We start from the raw sequence: 19,196 nt of genomic DNA on the forward strand, positions 1-19,196 counted from the left end.
AGCCCGGTGCCCCGACCCGTCGGAGCATCCGGGCTGGACCGTCCTCCCCGCCCGCTCCGCCTCCTCAGCCCGCGCCGCTCTCCCCCGCCCATCACCGCACAGCGAGGTGCCGCCTCTTCATGATCGCGTCCATGGGCCGTCTCTGGCAGACGGTCCGCCCCATCCGCTTCCGTCTCTTCCTCGGACTCCTCAGCGCGCTCGTCGCCTCCACGAGCGCCCTGCTCATCCCGCAGGCCCTCGAATGGATCATCAACCGTCTGGACGCCGACCCGACCGCCGCCGCGGTGTGGACCGGCGGGGCGGTCGTCATGGGCATCGGGCTCCTCGAGGCCTCCCTCATCTGGCTGCGACGGATGTTCGCCGTCTCGCCCTCGACCACGGTCGAGAAGGAGATGCGCGTCAGCTTCTACCGCAAGGTCATCCACCTGCCCGTCGCCTTCCACGACGCCTGGGGCTCCGGCCAGCTGCTCTCGCGCATGATGAGCGACATCAGCCTGATCCGCCGCTGGGTCGCCTTCGGCATGATCATGATCGTCACCGACGTGGTCACGATCATCGTCGGCATGATCCTGCTGTTCCGCTCGAGCTCGCTGCTCGCGCTGATCTTCGTGTGCGCGGCGGTGCCGGTGTGCATCCTCGCCTTCCGCTTCAACCAGCGCTTCGCCTACCTCTCGCGCCTCTCGCAGGACCAGAACGGCGACCTCGCCACCACCATCGAGCAGTCCGTGCAGGGCATCCGCGTGCTCAAGGCCTTCGGCCGGGGGCCGACGGCCCTCGAGGGCTTCACCGAGCAGGCCGATGAGCTGCGCCGCACCGAGGTGAAGATGGCGACGGCCATGGCCACCTTCAACATGTTCATGTTCATGCTCCCCGAGATCGCCCTGGGCATCGCCCTGCTGCTGGGGCTGTACGAGACCTCTCAGAACCACATGAACACCGGTCAGATGGCCTCCTACTTCGCGACCGCGACGATGGTGATCGGCCCCGTGCGGATGCTCGGCAACCACCTGGGGCAGGCGATCAACACGAACACGGCGCTCGACCGCCACTTCGAGGTCATGGACCTGTCCAACGACATCACCTCGCCCGAGAGCGCGGACGGGCCCGCATCCGCCGGATCGCGCGGCGACGTGCGCCTGACCGGCGTCCACTTCCGCTACGCCGACGCCCCCTCGCGCATCTCCGACGTCATCGACGGCGCCGACCTGCACATCCGCCCCGGCGAGACGATGGCGCTGGTGGGCGTCACCGGCAGCGGCAAGTCCACGCTGCTGCAGCTGATCCCGCGCCTCTACGACGTCACCGGGGGCCGCATCACGATCGACGGCGTCGACGTGCGCGACATGGACCTCGTGGACCTGCGCTCGCTGACGGCCGTCGCCTTCGAGGACGCGACGCTGTTCTCCGACACCGTGCGCGGCAACGTCATGCTCGGGGCCGACGAGGCCCTCACCCCCGAGCAGTCCGAGGAGCTGCTGCACCTGGCGCTGCGCACGGCCGACGCGGGCTTCGCCCTCGATCTGCCCGACGGCCTGGACACCCGCATCGGCGAGGAGGGCATGAGCCTCTCCGGCGGCCAGCGCCAGCGCCTGGCGCTCGCCCGCGCGATCGCGGCGCGGCCCGCCGTGCTGCTGCTGGACGACCCGCTGTCGGCCCTGGACACCAAGACCGAGGAGCGCGTGACCGATCGCCTGCGCGAGGTCCTCGAGGGGACGACCACGCTGATCGTCGCCCACCGCACCTCCACGGTCGCCCTCGCCGACCGCGTCGCCCTCATCGATCACGGGGAGATCGTCGCGGTGGGCACCCACACCGACCTCATGCGCAGCTCCGCCCGCTACCGGTACGTGATCGCGAACCAGGAGGAGGAGGCCCGCAGCAACCAGGACATCGAGACCCTCACCGGGGAGCTCGATCTGCGGGAGGTCCAGGAGACCGCAGGGAAGGAGGGAGAGCGATGAGCGCCCCCGCACGCGAGGAGGACGAGGAGCAGCGCGTCCTCTCCCCCGAGGAGAACAAGCGGGCCAGGTCCCGCTCGCTGAGCCTGCTGCGCGAGCTGCTGCACCCCGTGCGCGGCCAGTTCGCCGCCATGAGCGTGATGGTCGTGATCGCTCAGCTCGCGGTCGTCGCGGGCCCCGCGATCATCGCCTGGGGCATCGACAACGCCCTCACGCCGATGGTCGAGGGCAACCCCGCGCCCGCACTCGGCGCCGCCGCCCTGCACCTGAGCTGCGCGATCGTCGGCGGCGTGCTGACCTTCGGGTACGTCCGCCAGGGCACCGTGGTCGGCGAGCGGATGCTGCTGAGCCTGCGCCGGAAGGTCTTCCGCTTCACCCAGAAGCAGGACCTCGAGTTCCACGAGCGCTACACCTCCGGCCGCATGGTCTCCCGCCAGACCTCCGACATGGAGGCCCTGCGCGAGCTCGTCGACTCGGGCGTGGACATCCTCGTCGGCTCGACCCTCTCGATGGTGTTCACGGTGGTCCTCATCGTCACCATGGACTGGGTGACCGGCGTGGTCATGCTGCTGATGCTGGTCCCCGGCGTCATGCTCACCAGCTGGTTCCAGAAGCGCTCGCGCGAGCAGTACCGGCAGATCCGCACCCATTCGGCGCGGCTCATCGTCCACTTCGTGGAGACCATGGGCGGCATCCGCGCCGTCCAGGCCTTCCGCAAGGAGCCGGCCGACGAGCAGCGCTTCGACGACCTCGCCCAGGACTACCGCGACGCCTCGCTGGCCTCCACGATGACCTTCGGCATCTACCAGCCGGCCCTGCGCATCCTCGCCAACGCGACGATCGCCGTGGTGCTGCTCGTGGGCGGCTTCCGCGTGCTCGGCGGACACCTCGAGGTCGGCTCGCTGGTCGCGCTCGCCCTGTACTCGCGGCGCTTCTTCCAGCCGATCGACCAGCTCGCGAGCTTCTACAACACGCTGCAGAGCGGACTGTCGGCCCTCGAGAAGATCGCCACGCTGCTCGCCGAGTCGCCGAGCGTCAAGGAGTCCGAGCACCCCACGCCGCTGCCGGCCTCCACCGGCCGCGTCGACTTCGAGGACGTCTCCTTCCGCTACACGGCCGACGGTCCCCTCGTGCTGAAGCCCCTGGACCTGCACATCCCACCCGGGCAGACCATCGCCCTGGTGGGCCAGACGGGCGCGGGCAAGTCGACGATCGCGAAGCTCATCAGCCGCTTCTACGATGCGACGGAGGGCGAGGTGACGCTCGACGGCGTGGACCTGCGGGACATCTCCATGCAGGACCTCACGCGCAACATCGTCATGGTCACCCAGGAGGCGTACCTGTTCTCCGGGACCGTCGCCGACAACATCGAGCTGGGTCGCCCCGGCGCCCCGCGCGAGGAGATCGAGCGGGCGGCCGAGGCGATCGGCGCGGACGACTTCATCGAGAACCTGCCCGACGGCTACGACACCGACGTGAACAAGCGCGGCGGCCGCGTCTCCGCCGGTCAGAGGCAGCTGATCTCCTTCGCGCGCGCCTTCCTCGCCGATCCGCGCGTGCTGATCCTCGACGAGGCCACGAGCTCGCTGGACATCCCCAGCGAGCGCATGGTCCAGGAGGGGCTGACGAAGCTGCTGGGCGAGCGCACGGCGCTGATCATCGCCCACCGCCTCTCCACGGTGATGATCGCCGACCGCGTGCTCGTGGTCCACGGCGGCGAGGTCGTCGAGGACGGCTCCCCCGCCGAGCTCGTCGCCGTCGGCGGCCGCTTCGCCGCCCTCTACCAGGCCTGGCAGGAGTCCCTCTGAGGCGCGCCCCGAGGCCGGTCTCGGGGCCCGCCCTCGACCCGTCGTCCCTGGCGCTGACCTCCCCATCGCCACGCACGGGCAGGACGCGTACGGTCAGGATCTGTGCCATCGAACGCCGGATTCGGCACAGATCCTGACCCGGCGCCCCCTGACCCGACGCACCCTGACCCGACGCACCCTGGCCCGGCGCCCCATGACCCGGCGCGGGCCGTGTCGCGCAGATGACATGTTCCAGGGGTGTGGTCGTCCGCTCCGGGTGCTATCTTCCGACATATCCCCGTCGGACCGGGTTCCCGCAGGACGATGACGCCCCGCGGCCCCTCAGATCCTCCAGAGGTCGCCATGCATCCGCCCCTCCTCCAGCGCGCCCGATTCCAGGACGTCCGCCTCCGCCCCCTGTTCGCCCTCCTGCTTCTGCTCGCGCTCGTCGCGGGCCCGCTCGCGGTCGCCCCGTCGGCCGATGCGGCGACGAAGAAGCCGCTGGACATCGTGAAGATCGTCTACGACCCCTCGGGCCGCGACACCTGGAAGAACGGCCACCTGAACAAGGAGTACATCGTCCTGAAGAACACGGGGAAGAAGACCCTCTCGCTCACCGGGTACACGCTGCGCGACAACGGCCCGCAGCGCTTCCGCTTCCCCAAGGGCACGAAGATCAAGCCCGGCAAGACCCTCACGATCCGCTCGGGCACGGGGAGGAGCACCTCCTCGACCCTGTACTGGGGCACGAAGAGCTACATCTGGAACAACACCCACGACACCGCCCGGACCTATGACTCCAAGGGCAAGAAGCTCGAGTCCTGCACCTACAAGAAGCTCACCAAGAAGGCGACGAAGAAGTACGTGCGCACCACCGCGACGACCGCGTACTGCTGAGACCCCCGTTCCTTCTGGGCGGCTCCCCTTCCTTCTGAGCGACTCCCCCTCCTGCTGGGCGACTCCCACTTCCCACGGGGACGAGAGTTCTTCCGACCGCGTGCTTCCGCAGCACGCGGTCGAAGTGCGATCGTCACCGGGCTCAGCCACCCCGGCCGCCCTCCCTCACACATGGCCCACGCGGTCGATCCATAGCGAGGGACGCCGCTCGTGCAGCCGCGTCACCACGGCATCGATGCGCTCGGCCGACGGCGCCCGCCCTCCACGCTCACGCATCGTGCGCGCGAGGCGATGCAGGAAGCGCGAGGGACGGTGCCCGTCGCGGGCCGTCGTGCGCGCGAGGTGCCATCCGTAGGAGGCGAGCTCATCCCGACGCGCTTCATCGTCCTGCCACTGCCCGCGCCGTGTCCGATGCTCGTCGCCGTCGTACTCGAGCCCGATCCTCAGCCCGCTCCAGCCGTTGTCGACGAAACGGTGCATGCCCCGTGCGAGGGTCGACGACCTCCAGGTTCGGCACCGGCTCGCCGAAACCTGCCTCGACCACGAGCAGCCGAGTCAGCGTCTCGCCCGGAGAACGCACCCCGGCGCGCGCCGACTGCGCCGCCCGACGAAGCGCGGCAACGCCGCGCATCCCCGACATCTGCGCAGCGAAGTCCTGGACATCGCCAAGGGACACGCGCCGCACCAGGGTCTCGCCCGCGATGACGGCATCGATCACGGCGACCACATCCCAGACCGGCATCATCGTCGCGAGATCCAGGAGCGTGCGCAGAGGAGATGTCACGACGAGCGCGCCGGCTCGGGCGATCGGGACATCGATATCGGAGCGATGAACTGCGACGTTGTCATGCGCTCCCACACCGGACGGACCGGAGCGCCCGACCCAGCAGTGCAGCAGGGGAAGACGCGGACCGGGAGGGTGCGGAGAAGGCGGGGGCGCGGCAGGAACCCGTGGGCCACGCCCACCCAGGACGGCGGGGGCATCGGAGCCCGCGGGGTGTCGACGTCGGGCCATGTCATCGGCGCCCGGGTCGTAACGAACCGAGGGGATGCTGAGCGACCCATCAGGCCCCGAGCCCGCCGCCTTCCCGAGAAGGCCCACCCCGTTCTCCAGCCGAGCGGGAAGAGGCATTCCCCCATGAAGAGCCGCCGTCGTGTGGCTGATGATCGCACCGGGAACGATCCGTCTCTGCAGCACGCTGGCCATCGCGGTGAGCAGCGGCGGCGGGGACGCGAGCGCGTGGTACCCGGGGAAGACGCGCACGAAATCTGACGAGGCGAGTCGTCGTTGATGGACGCCGACCTCCTGCCATGCCGTGCGGTGCAGGATCGCGCCACGGTATCGATCGAACGGGGTCGGCATGCCCGAGAACGTATCGACGGTCGCGACGAAGCGCGTGGAGAGCTCGAGCCCTGTGGACACCGGAGGCATGGGGAGGAACCGCACGGCACGCGTGGCGAGACCCCACGCGTCTGCACCCGCCCATGCACCCGGGAGTCCCTCCGGCACCCGCTCGCTCCCCGTTCTTCCAGGATCCGTGCCGAGAACGGCCCGATCTGGCACGTTCTCTGACCAGTGGCGGTTCCGAGCGGCACCGGCGGCACCGGTGGTTCCGAGCGGCACCGGCGGCACCTGCGCGTCCAGCCGGTGAGCAGGTGCCGATCAGGCCGCGCGATAGACTGGGCGGGCTCCCGCGACCTCGGACCGCGCCGGCGGTGTGCGTCCTCTCGCCCGAAGCCACTGCCCGCCCGCCGCCGACCCTGCGCGCCGGCCGCCGACCCTCCTGGAGCCGCCCATGATCAACCTGGCGCTGGTCATCGGCCTGCTCGCCGTCACCGTCGTCTGCGTCGCCCTGGGCGAGCGCCTGCGGCTCCCCTATCCGATCCTCATGCTCCTGGCGAGCTCCGCGATCGCCTGCATCCCCGGCCTCCAGCATCTGGAGATCGACCAGGACCTGATCCTGCCCCTGTTCCTGCCGCCGCTGCTGTTCGCGACCGCGCAGAAGACCGACTGGTCCGTCTTCCGCTTCCGCTGGCGCACCCTGCTGTTCCTCGCCGTCGGGCTCACGGCGACCACGGCCCTGCTCGTGGCGGGCGCCGTGTGGGTGCTCGTGCCGGCCGTGTCCTTCCCGCTCGCGCTGATGGTGGGCGCGATGGTCGCCCCTCCCGATCCGGTCGCGGTCGAGGCCGTCGCCGGACCCGCGCGGATGCCGCGTCGCCTGCTGTCGATCCTGCAGACCGAGGGCCTGTTCAACGACGCCGTCGCGATCGTGCTGTTCACCTCCGCGCTGAGCGCCCTGTCCGGTCCGGACACCCTGAGGCTGGGCCAGGGGGTGGGCCTCGTGGTGAGCTTCTTCGTGGGCGCCGCGATCGCCGTCGCGATCGGCCTCGTGATCGGCTTCCTCTACCGCTTCGCCTCGCACCGCGTGACGACGACCGCCGCGCGCACCGCGATGAGCGTCGTCGTCCCCTTCGCCGCCTACATGCTCGCCGAGGAGCTGCACGCCTCCGGGGTGATCGCCGTGGTGGTCACCGCGCTGGAGACCCGACGCCGCGCCCGCGCGGAGGACTCCGAGGCACGGATCTCGCGCGCGACCTTCTGGGATGTGGCGAATCTTCTGGTCACCGGCCTCGCCTTCGGTCTGATGGGGATGCAGCTGCGCGACATCGTCGCCCACGAGGGCGCGGACGTGCTCCGCTACCTCCCGGTCGCGGGCGTGGCCTGCGTGATCGTGGTGGCGGTGCGCCTGGTGGGCATGCTCCTGATCAAGCCGATCGCCCGCTTCGACGCCGGCGAGAACCTCTCGCTCAAGGACTCCACGGTCCTCACCTGGTGCGGGATGCGCGGCCTGGCGACCCTGGCCCTGGCCCTGGCGATCCCCACCTCGGGCGTGTCCGGGGCGGAGGCCGACGCCCGCAACATGATGGTGATCGTCGCCTGCTCGGTGCTGCTGGTGACCCTGGTGCCGACGGGCCTCGTGCTGGGCTGGCTGCTGCGCCTGCTCAAGCTCCAGGACGACGGCACGGTCGCCGACCAGGAGATCGCCGAGCTCACCCATCGTGCGCAGCGCGCCGCACTCGGTGCGATCCACGAGCGCTTCGAGGAGACCGGCGAACTCACCGAGGAGCAGATGCGCGCGGTGAAGAAGCGCTTCAAGGGCCTGCGTCAGGAGCTGGACTCCACGACGCAGGCGATGAGCGCGATCAATCCGGACGGCTCCCCGCTGGATCCCGAGGCGCAGAAGGCCCTCGCGGCACGGCGCAAGAAGATGAAGCGCGGGCGCGAGCTCATGGTCGCCGCGCAGACCGTGGGCCTGGACGCCGCGCGCACCGAGGTGCTCTCGGCACGCTCGGAGCCCGGGATCGATCCCGAGGCGGCCGACGTGGTGCTGCGCCAGCTGGACCTGCAGATGCTCGCGGCCCCGCCGCGCATGCGCGCCCGCAAGCACTGAAACGGAGCCAGCGGGGACGGGCGGCCGCCGGCCGGCGCGCGCAGGCCGGGCCAGGCCGGGCCAGGCCGGGTCGGGTCGGGTCGGGCCAGGCCAGGCCAGGCCGGACCAGGCCTGGCCAGGCCTGGCCGGGTCGGCGATCCTCAGGCGCCTCGGCCCTCAGGCCCCGGCGCCCTCGTGCACCCCCGGCTGGGGGATCGGCTCGAGGTCGCGCAGCTGGGTGACGTGGCGCGGCTCGAGCTCCTCGATCGAGTGCACCTGGAGCAGGCGCATGGTGCGGGCGACCTCCTCCGAGAGGATCTCGATGGTGCGGTCCACGCCGCGCCGGCCGCCGGCCATGAGTCCGTAGAGGTAGGCGCGGCCCACGAGCGTGAAGTCGGCGCCGAGCGCCATCGCGGCGACCACGTCGGAGCCGTGCATGATGCCGGTGTCCACGATGATCTCCGTGGCCGAGCCGACCTCGCGCTTGACCTCGGGCAGCAGGTGGAAGGGCACGGGCGCGCGGTCCAGCTGGCGGCCGCCGTGGTTGGACAGCACGATCGCGTCGACGCCGAGGTCGGCGAGCTTCTTGGCGTCCTCGACGTTCTGCACGCCCTTGATGGCGATCTTCCCGGGCCACATCTCCCGGATCTCGCGCAGGTCGTCGTAGTCGATCGACGGGTCCATCGCGGAGTCCAGCAGCTCGCCGACGGTGCCGCCCGTGGAGGTGAGCGAGGCGAACTCGAGCTTCGGTGTGGTCAGGAAGTCGATCCACCACCAGGGTCGCGGGATCGCGTTGATGACCACGCCCGGGGTGAGCTGCGGCGGGATCGAGAAGCCGTTCTTCTTGTCGCGCAGGCGGGCTCCCGCGATGGGGGTGTCGACGGTGAAGAAGAGGGTGTCGAAGCCGGCCTTCGCGGCGCGCTCGACGAGTCCGTAGGAGATCGACCGGTCCTTCATGACGTAGAGCTGATACCAGTTGCGCCCGTGCGGATTCGTGGCGTGCACGTCCTCGATCGAGGTGGTGCCCAGCGTGGACAACGTGAACGGGATCCCGGCGGCGCCCGCGGCGCCCGAGCCGGCGATCTCGCCCTCGGTCTGCATGAGCCGGGTGAAGCCCGTGGGCGCGATGCCGAAGGGCTGCGCCGAGGAGCCGCCGAGGATCTGCGCGCTGGTGTCGACGTGGGAGACGTCGGTGAGGATGCCGGCGTGGAACTCGACGTCCTCGAAGGCCTTGCGGGCACGGTTCATCGAGATCTCGCGCTCGGCCCCGCCGTCGGTGTAGTCGAAGGCCGCGGCCGGGGTGCGGCGCTTGGCGATCGCCCGCAGGTCGTAGATCGACTGCGCCTTCTCCAGGCGGGTGCCCGTGAAGTCGAGCGAGGGCTTGCGGAACTTCATCAGCTCGAAGATCTCGGCGGGCTTGGGGAACTGGCGGGTGACCATGGGACCTCCTGTGTGCGGGGTGCGGTGCCTGCGCATCGCTTCTGGGTCTTTCGGGGAGCGTGGGGCCGACGATCGGGCGGGTATCTCGGGTCGGGCGATCGGGCGGGCGTCGCCGGGCGGGCCGATGAGGACGGGCGCCGTGGATCGGCGCGGCCGGTCCGACGGGACGAGCCGCCGTCGGCCGCCCCTCTCAGCGTGTCACGAGCTCGAGCACCGGCACGCCGGGCGGGGTGAAGCCGAAGACCTGGCCGTAGAAGGACAGCGAGGACTCGGTCGCGCGGATGATGCTCTCCGCCTTGCGGAAGCCGTGCTGCTCGCCGGCGAACAGCAGATAGGCGTGCGGGATGCCCTTGGCGGCGAGCGCGTCGCGGAACATCTCGGACTGGCTGGGCGGGACGATGCGGTCCTCGTCGCCCTGCAGGAGCAGCACGGGGCACTCGAGCTCGTCGACGTGGCTGAGCGGGGCGCGCTCGACGTACAGGTCCTTCCGCTCGGGGTAGGGGCCGACGAGCCCGTCGATGTAGCGGGACTCGAAGTCATGGGTGTCGCGGATGAAGTTCTCGAGCTCGGCGACCCCGAAGCTGGAGACGCCGGCGGAGAAGGTGCTGGTGCGGGTCAGGCACGCGAGCGTGGTCCAGCCTCCCGCGCTGCCGCCCTCGATCCCGAGGCGCTGCCCGTCGGCCAGGCCCGAGTCGACCAGGTGGTCCATGACGGCGACGGTGTCGGCGACGTCGACCACGCCCCACCGGCCCTTGAGGCGATCGCGGTAGGCGCGGCCGTACCCGATGGAGCCGCCGTAGTTGACCTCGACCACGCCGATCCCGCGCGAGGTGTAGTAGGCGACCGGGAGGCTGAGCACGGGAGGGACGACCGAGGTCGGGCCGCCGTGGACCCGGGCGATGACCGGCGGGAGCTCGTCGGCCGGGCCCTCGATGCCGCTCTGGCGCGGGGCGAACCAGATCGCGTGGACGGAGCCGCCGCCCGGCAGCGGCACCTCGATCTCCTCGGCGCTGGGGAGGACGTCGGGGTCGGGGGCGTCGTCCCGCGAGGAGCGCACCTGGTGGACGGCGCCCATGTGCGGGGCGGCGAACCCGCCCTCGATGCGGGTGAGGCAGATGGCGGAGAAGCGGGCCGGGGAGGCGCCGAGCAGGGCGAGCGCGCCGTCCTCGCGCACGTCCATACCGGCGATGGAGGTCAGCGGCAGGTCGAGGTCGGCTACCTCGCCGCTGGAGACCGTGAGCACCCCCAGGGTCTCGCCGGCGTGCCCATGGGCGACCAGCGCGTGATCGTCGTCGAGCACCGCGTACCAGGTGGTGCCCAGTGCCCACATGGAGCCGGCGAACTCCTGCTGCGCGAAGGGCGAGTCCGCGGGGAGCACGGCGCGGCTGCCGTCTGCCGCGGACCACACGCGCGGGTTCCACCAGCCGGACTCGTCGGAGACGAACAGCAGACGCTCCGAATCCAGCCACTCGGGCTGGACGACGGAGATCTCGGGGTCCCCCTCGGCCACGGGACCGCCGGCGATGACCTCGCCGGCCCCGGCGCTGCCGCCGATGAGCGGGGCGACGTGCAGGAGCGTGCCGTCCCAGGGCATCTGCGGGTGCTCCCAGCTGATCCAGGCCACGCGCGTGCCGTCGGGGCTGAGCCGCGGGTAGGCGACGAAGCGGGAGGCGGGGGTGACGCGGCGGATCGCGCCCGCGTCCTCGGCGGCCGAGCCGTCCAGCGGGACGGCGGCGACGTAGCGCTCGATGTGCGGGGCGCCGTCCGGATCCGGGTGCGGTCCCTCGGCGCCGCCCGTGTGGTCCTCGCAGATCCACCAGACCTCGCGGGAGCCGTCCGCCAGGGTCACCGGGGTGGGGCAGGCCCAGCGCAGCGAGGGCCCGTGGGCGGTCTCGACCTCAGGGCCGACGGGCGTCAGGGGGCGCGGGTCCTGCCCCTCGGTGAACGCGTAGACCCGCTGGTCGGCGAAGTTCACGAACAGCACGAGGGGGTCGCGGCGCACGGCATCGCCGGTCTCGCCGCGATCGCCGCCCTCGGCGAGGTCGCCCGGGACGGCGACCCACGAGCCCCCGCCGTACTCGTGCACGCGGGAGCGGGCGTTGTAGGGCGCGGGCAGCACGGTGACCGTGCCGGCGTCCTCGGTCCTCGGCGCGAGCGGAGTCCCGTCGGCGGGGGCGGCGACGGGACCGGCGCTGCGCACGATCGCCTGGCGTCCGCCCTCGGCGGCGATGCCCTCGAGCCACCACAGCTGCTCGCCGACGAACGCCGGGCCGCCCAGCCGCGCTCCCCCGGTGGCGAGCTGCTGGGCGGTGATGGGCGAGGGCCAGGTGCCGTAGGGGAGCGTCGTCGTCATGGGGCCAGAGTATGCCGGGGAACTGTCCGGAGGGCAGACTGGGCCCATGGCAGACTCCACCGACCCCCGCGTCGCCGTCTACCTGGACTTCGACAACATCGTCATGTCCTGGTACGACCGCGTCCACGGGCGGCATTCCTTCAGCCGCGACCGCCAGAAGATCGCCGCGGATCCCACCGACCCCGAGGTCTCCGAGCGCCTCGCCGAGGCGACGGTCGACGTGGGCGCGCTCATCGACCATGCCGCGTCCTTCGGCTCCATCATGCTGACCAGGGCGTACGCCGACTGGTCGGCGCCCGTGAACGCCGAGTACCGCTCGCAGCTCGTCGCGCGCGCCGTGGACCTCGTCCAGCTCTTCCCCGCCGCCGCGTACGCGAAGAACGGGGCGGACATCCGCCTGGCCGTCGACACCGTCGAGGACTGCTTCCGCATCCCCGACCTCACCCATGTCGTGATCGTCGCCGGGGACAGCGACTACGTCCCCCTCGCCCAGCGCTGCAAGCGCCTGGGCACCTACGTCGCCGCGGTGGGCGTCGCCGGATCGACCGCGAAGTCCCTGGCCGCGGCCTGCGACCAGTTCGACTCCTACGAGACGCTGCCCGGCGTCGAGCTGCCCGAGAAGCCCGCGAAGTCCCGCTCCTCGCGCGGCGGCTCCGGCGCGAAGAAGGGCCGGGGCGGGCCCGACGGCGCGAACGGGTCCGACGGCACGAGCGGGTCCGACGGCACGGGCGCCACCGGCGCCGGGTCCACCGGATCCGAGGCGACCGAGAGCGCGGACTCCGCCGCCAGGGGATCGAAGGGCACCAAGGGCTCCGCCGGGAACGGCGGGAAGAGCGGCAAGCACAAGGGCTCCGAGCGCGGGGCCGACGGGGCAGACCAGCCGGCCCAGGCCGATGCAGCCGACGCCCTCGCCTCCGATCCGGACCTCGACGCGCTGGATGCGGATCTGGACATCGACGACTCCGACGACGTCAGCCCCGAGGAGGCGCAGGCGGCGGCGAGCAGGCTGCTGGGCCGCGCCCTGCAGCTGGGCGAGCGGGACGACACCGAGTGGCTGCACAGCTCGCTCGTGAAGACGTACATGCGCCGCATGGACCCCTCGTTCAGCGAGAAGCTGCTGGGCTTCCGCTCATTCTCCGACTTCCTCAAGGCCAACGACGACATCGCCGAGCTCGAGGAGACCGGGCACGAGCGCCTGGTGCGCGCGATCGAGCCGCCCGTGAAGCAGACGACCAAGCGCTCCGGCAGGCGACGCCGCACCAGCTGAGACGACTCGCCGGCCATCACGATCGGTCGACGCGATCGACCGTCGCGATCGACCGTCGCGATCGGTCGCCGAGAGGTGAGTTGTTGTCCTCATGGAGCCCGAATAAGAGCAACAACTCACCTCTCGATGCTGGGCCCGTCGACCGGCCCCGGCTGCGCTCGTCCTCTCGCCCGACCGAGGCCCAGGACTGCGCTCGCGCGTTCCGGCTCGAGGATCGCCCGCACTCCTTCCGGCCCCTTGACGCCCGGCCGCGCCCGGCGCATGCTCGACGTGTGCGGCTTTCCGCACACGTCCCGGCGGAGGTCCCGATGGCAGATCCTGACGCCCGTGCAGGGCACACGTCGGTCTGGGACGCTCTCGCCCATCCCGCGCGGCGCCGGATCGTCGAGATCCTGCGGGGCGCTCCCGCCCCCACCGGGCGGATCCACGAGATCCTCGAGGACGAGGAGCTCTCCACCAGCCGCTTCGCGACCCTGCGCCATCTGCAGCAGATGCGCGAGGCGAATCTCGTGCTCGCGACCCGCAGCGGCCGCGAGCGCATCAACGCACTGAACGGCTCCGCCCTCTACGAGGCGACGATCGGCTGGCTCTCACCGCCCGACCGTTCCCTCGCCACCTCCCTGCACCGACTGCGCCTCACCGCCGAGGAGAACACCGTGTCACTCACGACCATGCACGTCACCCAGTCCATCGTCATCGCGGCCTCCCGGGAAGCCGTGTGGCGCGCCTTCCGCGAGCACCCCTCGCAGTGGTGGGGCGCGCCGTACACCCTGCTCGACCAGCCCGGGTCGGCGATCGAGATGCCGGTCGAGATCGGCGCGCCGATCGTCGAGCACTCCGGATCCCACCGCGCCGCCTGGGGCATCCTCACCGAGATCGACCACGAGCGCACCTACGCCTGGACGGGGAACATGGGGATGGGCGGCCCCAGCTGGGGCACCGTCTCCTACGTCTTCGCCGACGAGGGCGAGGGCACGCGCATCACCGTCGACCACTCGCAGATGGGCGAGATCCCCGACGGCGTCACCGCCGGCTACGACGCCGGCTGGCTGGACCTCAACGAACGGCTGCGGCTGTTCGTCGAGGAGGGCGAGGCGTTCGGGCTCGCGGGCACCAACACGGCCCCGCCGTCGATCGGCTGATCCGACCCGAACCGACCAGAACCGATCCGGAGAGCGGATCCGCTCCCCCGTCGGCGTCGACGACGACGGCGAGGGGTTGCCCGAGCATGCGTCCGCCCCGAACACGCCGACCTGTCGGAAGCGCCGGATGGTCGGCGCGTCCGGGGTCGTGGTGCTCGGGGCGAACAGAGGCGCTGCGGAGTCGGCCGCAGGGGCGCTGGAGGGCGCGAAGGGCGAGGTCATGGCTCGATCCTGTCAGACCGGCCGCGCCTCGGCCCCCTCGCGGTCAGCGCCCGCAGTCGTCGAGGGCCTGGGTCTCGGCGGTGATCGCCTCGACGCCGTAGTCCTCGCGCTGGGATTCGGGGACGTCGGTGCCCACCAGCGATGCACCGGCCGTCTCCTTGAGGAAGAACAGGGCGACGATGCCGAAGAGGCAGCCGAACATGACGTACACGGCCGGGAACTCGAGGAACCCGGTCGCGCTCACCACGGCCTCGTTGATCGGCGCGGCCGTGCCTCCGAAGACCGAGGTGAAGAAGTTGTACGTCACCGCGAAGCCCGCGAAGCGCACGTGCGCCGGGAACATCGCGGGGAACGTCGCGGAGATCGTCGAGAGCTGCGGGATGTACAGCAGGCCCAGCACCGCGAAGCCGATGATCGCCCACACGAAGCCCTGGCCCATCAGGTAGTACATCGGAAGGGCCATGACGAACAGGCCGATCATCGAGGTCCACCACATCTTCTTGCGGCCGATGACGTCGGAGAGCCCGCCGCAGAACGGCAGCAGCGCCATCATGATGACCTCGCCGATGAGGATGGTCGCCAGCGATTGGTTCGCCGACATGTTGATCTTGGTCTCGAGGTAGCCCGGCATGTACGTCAGCAGGGTGTAGTTCGCGATGTTCAGCGGGATCACGAGGCCCGCCATCGTGAGGATCGGCCTCCAGTAGTCGCGGATCAGGCTGACGAGCCCGTGGACGGCGGACTGCTGTGCCTCGCCCTCGCCCTCGAGGTCCTGGAAGACCGGGGTCTCGTCCAGGCGCGACCGCAGGTAGAGGCCGATCAGGCCCATCGGCAGCGCGAGGAAGAACGGCAGGCGCCAGCCCCAGGAGGCCATGGCGTCCTCGGAGAGGATGAGCTGCAGGATCAGCACCACGACGGTGCCGAGCGCGAACCCGCCGAGCGTGCCGAACTCGAGGAAGCTGCCGTAGCGACCGCGGCGCTTGTCCGGCGCGTACTCGGCCATGAAGGTGGCCGCGCCGCCGTACTCGCCGCCCGTCGAGAAGCCCTGCACGATGCGCAGCACGGCGAGGAGGATCGGCGCGAGGATGCCCACCTGCTCGTACGTGGGGAGCACGCCGATGAGGGTCGTGGCCAGCGACATGATGATGATCGTGAGGGCGAGGACGTGCTTCCTGCCCAGGCGGTCGCCCAGCGGTCCCCAGATGAAGCCGCCGAAGGGGCGGGCGATGAAGGAGATCGCGAGGAACGCGTAGGTCCAGAACTGGGCCGCAGAGCCCTCGGGGAAGAAGTGCGAGGCGATGTAGGTGGCGACGACGGCGTAGACGCCGTAGTCGTACCACTCGGTGGCGTTGCCCATCGCCGAGGCCGCGACCGCTTCTCTGATGGTCTTGCGAGGCGGGAGATCCGCGAACGGCGTCCCTCCCGTCGTCGTCGTAGGAGGCTCGTCCGGATGCTTGAACGGGACTGCGGATGACGTATTCACGGTGCTCCGATCGACGATGACGCACGGGACTCGCCCCCGCACTCGAGTTCGGCCGACGCCTCAGCGTATGTGGCCTACCAGACACATGCCAGAATGCACAGCCTCGCAAGGCTGTGCTCGCCGGACAATGCGGACGGAACCGCCCGGACGCATGCGGTCATCGAGCCGCCCGCCACCGGGGCCACCGCCCGTACAGTGGGCCCATGACCTCGTCTTCCGCTGTTCCGACCCCTGATCCGACCCTGTCCTCGACCGCTCGTGAGCTCGTCGAGGGGCTCGTCGCGCTCGACACGACCTCCGCGACCGGAAACCTGCCCGCGATCGAGCTCATCGAGCGGGCGCTGCGGGAGGCCGGCGCCGAGGTCCGCGTGCTGCCCAGGGGCGACGGGAACAACGCGAACCTCGTGGCGACCTTCCCCGCGAACGCGGGGGAGGAGCCGGGGGCCGACGGGCTCTTCGTCGACCCCGAGGACCCGACCCGCCGCGGCGTCCTCCTCGCCGGGCACGCCGACTGCGTGCCCGTGACGGGCCAGGACTGGGCGTCGGACCCCTTCACTCCCACCGAGCGCGACGGACGGCTGTACGGGCGCGGCACCGCGGACATGAAGTCCTACCTGGCGATCGCGACGGCGCTCGCCCCCGAGTTCGCCGCCGCCCGCCGCACCGTGCCCGTGCACATCGCGGCGACCTGGGAGGAGGAGACCACCTGCAACGGCGCCCGCGCCCTCGTCAGCCAGCTCGAAGAGCTCGGGATCCGGCCCGCGGTCGCCTTCGTGGGCGAGCCGACGTCGATGCGGGCCGTGCCCGCCCACAAGTCGATGAACGTGCTGCACGCCGACTTCCACGGCGTCGCCGCCCACTCCAGTCTCCTCCCCCACGGTCTGAACGCGATCCGCTACGCCGCGCGGTTCGTGGACTGGTTCCACCGCGAGATCGTCGACGACCTGCGGGAGAACGGGCCGCACGATCCGGCCTTCCCGGTCGCCTGGACCACAGGCGGCGTGAACCTCTTCGACGGCGGCATCGCCACCAACACCGTCCCCCAGGACGTCCATCTGAAGTTCGAGTTCCGCGCCCTGCCGCAGGTCGAAGTCGAGCCGATCGTGGCCCGCATCCAGGAGGAGATCGACCGTCTGGATCAGCAGATGAAGGCCGATGCACCCGCGGATCCCTCGGACCCCGCCGCTGCGGAGCGGGTGGGCGCGGAGCTCGATGTCGTCTCCCTGCTCTACGGGCTCGACGGGTCGGCCGACGGGCCGGCGGCCCGCGCGGCCGTGGCCCTCGGCGCCGAGCGCACCGAGGAGAAGGTCACCTACGGCACCGAGGCCGGCATCTACGAGCACGCCGGCATGGCCGCCGTGGTCGTGGGCCCCGGCGACATCGCCCAGGCGCACGGCACGGACGAGTTCGTGGAGATCGAGCAGCTCGCATGGTGCGAGCACTTCCTGCGGAACGTCGCGGGGGCGGTGTCGGCGCTCTGACGCGCGCCCAGCCCCGGTTCCGCGACCCTCCGCCGGGAGGATTCCGTGCCATCACGCGGCCGATCCGGCACGGATTCGTCCCATCCGCGCATCCTGCGGGATCACCGACCCCGTGCGTCATGGCACCATGGGACGCGGTGAGCCGGGAAGCCTGGTCGGCATCGGGCATAGAGTGCCCTGATCCCCGACCCCGTCCTGCCCTGGAGGCCCGATGACATTCCCGGCCTGGACGATCGCCCCGTTCGTGCTGATGCTCGCGGCGATCGCGATCGCACCTCTCGTCCCCGCGCTCTCGAAGCACTGGGACCGGCCGCGCAACCAGCTGCTCTGCGCCCTCCTGCTGGGCCTGCCCGTCGCGATCGGCGTGATCGCCGTGGGCGAGTGGCACCTGGTCGTGGATGCGCTCGTGGAGTACGGGCAGTTCATCGCGCTGCTCCTCGCCCTGTTCATCGTCTCCGGCGGGTTCTTCCTGCGCGGCGACATCGCCGCGACACCGCGCGCGAACACGATCTTCCTCGCGATCGGCGGGGTGCTCGCGAGCTTCATCGGCACCACGGGCGCGGCCATGCTGCTGATCCGCCCGCTGCTGAACACGAACCTCGAACGTCGGCACAAGGCGCACACCGTGGTGTTCGCGATCTTCATCGTCGCCAACTGCGGCGGCCTGCTCACACCGCTCGGCGACCCGCCGCTGTTCCTGGGAATGCTGCGCGGCGTGCCCTTCACCTGGACCTTCCACCTGCTGCCGATGTGGCTGTTCGTCAACGCGATGCTGCTGCTCACGTACTGGGCGCTGGACCGACGGATCATCGCGCACGAGGCGAAGGAGGACGTCTACGCGGACACCGTCAACGTGACCCCGCTGAAGCTCGTGGGCGCGAGCAACGCCGTCTGGTTCGCGATCATCATCCTCGCGGTCGCCCTGATCCCCTCGCTCGATCCCGATGCGATCGTCGAGGGCCATGCGACGTGGACCCAGTACGTGCCCTGGCGGGAGATCGTCATGATCGGCGCGGCCCTGTGCTCGCTCTTGCTGGGCAGCCGCAGCATCCGCTACGACGAGAACGAGTTCGAGTTCGGGCCCATCCAGGAGGTCGCGGCGCTCTTCGTCGGCATCTTCCTGACCATGATCCCGGCGCTCGCGGTGCTGCGCTCCGCCGCCCCGTCGCTCCCCCTGAACGAGATCACGCTGTTCCTGTTCACGGGCGGCCTCAGCTCCGTGCTCGACAACGCCCCCACCTATGCGACCTTCTTCGAGATGGCCTCGCAGCTGCCCGGCGAGCCGCGCGTGGCCGACGTCCCCGAGCTGTACCTGATGGCGATCTCGCTGGGCGCCGTGCTCTGCGGAGCGATGACCTACATCGGCAACGGCCCGAACTTCATGGTGAAGTCGCTCGCCGAGACCTCGGGCGTGAAGGTGCCGAGCTTCGGCGGCTACGTGCAGCGCGCCGCCATGTACCTCGCGCCCACGCTGATCGCGATGATGCTGCTGTTCATCGCCCAGCCCCTCTGGCTGAAAGCCATCGGGCTCGCCCTCGCCCTGCTGCTGCTCGGCCGGATCATCATGCTGTTCGTGACGACCGACGGCGAGGTCGGCGCGGCACTCGCGCACCTGGACCCCGACGTCCGCGGCACGCGCCCCGCCGTGCCGCCCGTCGGCCGCAGTCGGAAGCCCGCAGGGGCCTTCGACTCCCCGCCCCGGCCCGATGAGCCCTGAGATCCCGGCACCCCCACT

General features: G+C 70.9%; 12 protein-coding genes. 8 read left to right on the forward strand and 4 right to left on the reverse strand.

Going from position 1 to position 19,196, the window contains the following annotated elements:
* Nucleotides 1-119 precede the first annotated feature (119 nt).
* From FHG10_RS13065 to FHG10_RS13075, 3 genes are all read left to right on the forward strand, one after another.
* Nucleotides 120-1,961 carry an ABC transporter ATP-binding protein gene (locus FHG10_RS13065; protein WP_152353780.1) on the forward strand — a complete coding sequence of 614 codons (1,842 nt, stop codon included), beginning with the start codon at nucleotides 120-122 and terminating at the stop codon, nucleotides 1,959-1,961.
* Nucleotides 1,958-3,766, forward strand: a complete 1,809-nt coding sequence (locus FHG10_RS13070; protein ID WP_152353781.1) for an ABC transporter ATP-binding protein — start codon at nucleotides 1,958-1,960, stop codon at nucleotides 3,764-3,766. The genes FHG10_RS13065 and FHG10_RS13070 overlap by 4 nt, the downstream gene beginning before the upstream one ends.
* A 342-nt stretch (nucleotides 3,767-4,108) precedes the next feature.
* The gene (locus tag FHG10_RS13075; protein ID WP_152353782.1) at nucleotides 4,109-4,642 is read left to right on the forward strand and encodes a lamin tail domain-containing protein; all 534 of its coding nucleotides are present in this window, start codon (nucleotides 4,109-4,111) and stop codon (nucleotides 4,640-4,642) included.
* Nucleotides 4,643-5,021: 379 nt separating this feature from the next.
* Here FHG10_RS13075 and FHG10_RS13085 read toward each other — a convergent pair whose 3' ends face one another.
* Nucleotides 5,022-6,065, reverse strand: coding sequence for a hypothetical protein (locus FHG10_RS13085; protein WP_152353784.1), 1,044 nt, complete (start codon nucleotides 6,063-6,065; stop codon nucleotides 5,022-5,024).
* A 373-nt stretch (nucleotides 6,066-6,438) separates the two neighbouring features.
* On the opposite strand from FHG10_RS13085, the gene FHG10_RS13090 reads away from it, so the two are divergent.
* Nucleotides 6,439-8,094: a cation:proton antiporter gene (locus tag FHG10_RS13090; RefSeq protein WP_152353785.1), complete on the forward strand. Its 1,656-nt coding sequence runs from the start codon at nucleotides 6,439-6,441 to the stop codon at nucleotides 8,092-8,094.
* Between the two features lie 156 nt (nucleotides 8,095-8,250).
* Here FHG10_RS13090 and FHG10_RS13095 read toward each other — a convergent pair whose 3' ends face one another.
* Together FHG10_RS13095 and FHG10_RS13100 are read right to left on the reverse strand one after the other, a co-directional pair.
* Entirely contained in the window at nucleotides 8,251-9,513 is a 1,263-nt protein-coding gene (locus FHG10_RS13095) for an alpha-hydroxy acid oxidase (RefSeq protein ID WP_152353786.1), read from the reverse strand.
* 190 nt (nucleotides 9,514-9,703) lie between these two features.
* A complete protein-coding gene (locus FHG10_RS13100; protein ID WP_152353787.1) occupies nucleotides 9,704-11,866 on the reverse strand; it encodes a dipeptidyl-peptidase 5 in 2,163 nt (720 codons plus the stop codon).
* 46 nt (nucleotides 11,867-11,912) lie between these two features.
* Between FHG10_RS13100 and FHG10_RS18275 the strand changes: the two genes are divergently transcribed.
* Nucleotides 11,913-13,133, forward strand: coding sequence for an NYN domain-containing protein (locus tag FHG10_RS18275; protein WP_227488248.1), 1,221 nt, complete (start codon nucleotides 11,913-11,915; stop codon nucleotides 13,131-13,133).
* 308 nt (nucleotides 13,134-13,441) lie between these two features.
* Nucleotides 13,442-14,275, forward strand: coding sequence for an SRPBCC domain-containing protein (locus tag FHG10_RS13115; protein WP_152353788.1), 834 nt, complete (start codon nucleotides 13,442-13,444; stop codon nucleotides 14,273-14,275).
* A 265-nt stretch (nucleotides 14,276-14,540) separates the two neighbouring features.
* On the opposite strand, the gene FHG10_RS13120 is transcribed toward FHG10_RS13115, so the two are convergent.
* Entirely contained in the window at nucleotides 14,541-15,854 is a 1,314-nt protein-coding gene (locus FHG10_RS13120) for an MFS transporter (RefSeq protein WP_152353789.1), read from the reverse strand.
* A 329-nt stretch (nucleotides 15,855-16,183) separates the two neighbouring features.
* On the opposite strand from FHG10_RS13120, the gene FHG10_RS13125 reads away from it, so the two are divergent.
* The gene (locus tag FHG10_RS13125) at nucleotides 16,184-17,461 is read left to right on the forward strand and encodes a M20/M25/M40 family metallo-hydrolase (RefSeq protein WP_152353790.1); all 1,278 of its coding nucleotides are present in this window, start codon (nucleotides 16,184-16,186) and stop codon (nucleotides 17,459-17,461) included.
* 211 nt (nucleotides 17,462-17,672) lie between these two features.
* Nucleotides 17,673-19,178: a sodium:proton antiporter gene (locus FHG10_RS13130; RefSeq protein WP_152353791.1), complete on the forward strand. Its 1,506-nt coding sequence runs from the start codon at nucleotides 17,673-17,675 to the stop codon at nucleotides 19,176-19,178.
* Nucleotides 19,179-19,196 lie beyond the last annotated feature (18 nt).

The sequence above is a fragment of the Brachybacterium subflavum genome (assembly GCF_009299795.1).
Lineage (GTDB): Bacteria > Actinomycetota > Actinomycetes > Actinomycetales > Dermabacteraceae > Brachybacterium > Brachybacterium subflavum.

Bases quoted from the DNA above. Each gene is read 5' to 3' on its own strand.
- FHG10_RS13065 (WP_152353780.1), top strand. From the start codon at position 120: ATGATCGCGTCCATGGGCCGTCTCTGGCAGACGGTCCGCCCCATCCGC.
- FHG10_RS13070 (WP_152353781.1), top strand. From the start codon at position 1,958: ATGAGCGCCCCCGCACGCGAGGAGGACGAGGAGCAGCGCGTCCTCTCC.
- FHG10_RS13075 (WP_152353782.1), top strand. From the start codon at position 4,109: ATGCATCCGCCCCTCCTCCAGCGCGCCCGATTCCAGGACGTCCGCCTC.
- FHG10_RS13090 (WP_152353785.1), top strand. From the start codon at position 6,439: ATGATCAACCTGGCGCTGGTCATCGGCCTGCTCGCCGTCACCGTCGTC.
- FHG10_RS13095 (WP_152353786.1), bottom strand. From the start codon at position 9,513: ATGGTCACCCGCCAGTTCCCCAAGCCCGCCGAGATCTTCGAGCTGATG.
- FHG10_RS13100 (WP_152353787.1), bottom strand. From the start codon at position 11,866: ATGACGACGACGCTCCCCTACGGCACCTGGCCCTCGCCCATCACCGCC.
- FHG10_RS18275 (WP_227488248.1), top strand. From the start codon at position 11,913: ATGGCAGACTCCACCGACCCCCGCGTCGCCGTCTACCTGGACTTCGAC.
- FHG10_RS13115 (WP_152353788.1), top strand. From the start codon at position 13,442: ATGGCAGATCCTGACGCCCGTGCAGGGCACACGTCGGTCTGGGACGCT.
- FHG10_RS13120 (WP_152353789.1), bottom strand. From the start codon at position 15,854: ATGGGCAACGCCACCGAGTGGTACGACTACGGCGTCTACGCCGTCGTC.
- FHG10_RS13125 (WP_152353790.1), top strand. From the start codon at position 16,184: ATGACCTCGTCTTCCGCTGTTCCGACCCCTGATCCGACCCTGTCCTCG.
- FHG10_RS13130 (WP_152353791.1), top strand. From the start codon at position 17,673: ATGACATTCCCGGCCTGGACGATCGCCCCGTTCGTGCTGATGCTCGCG.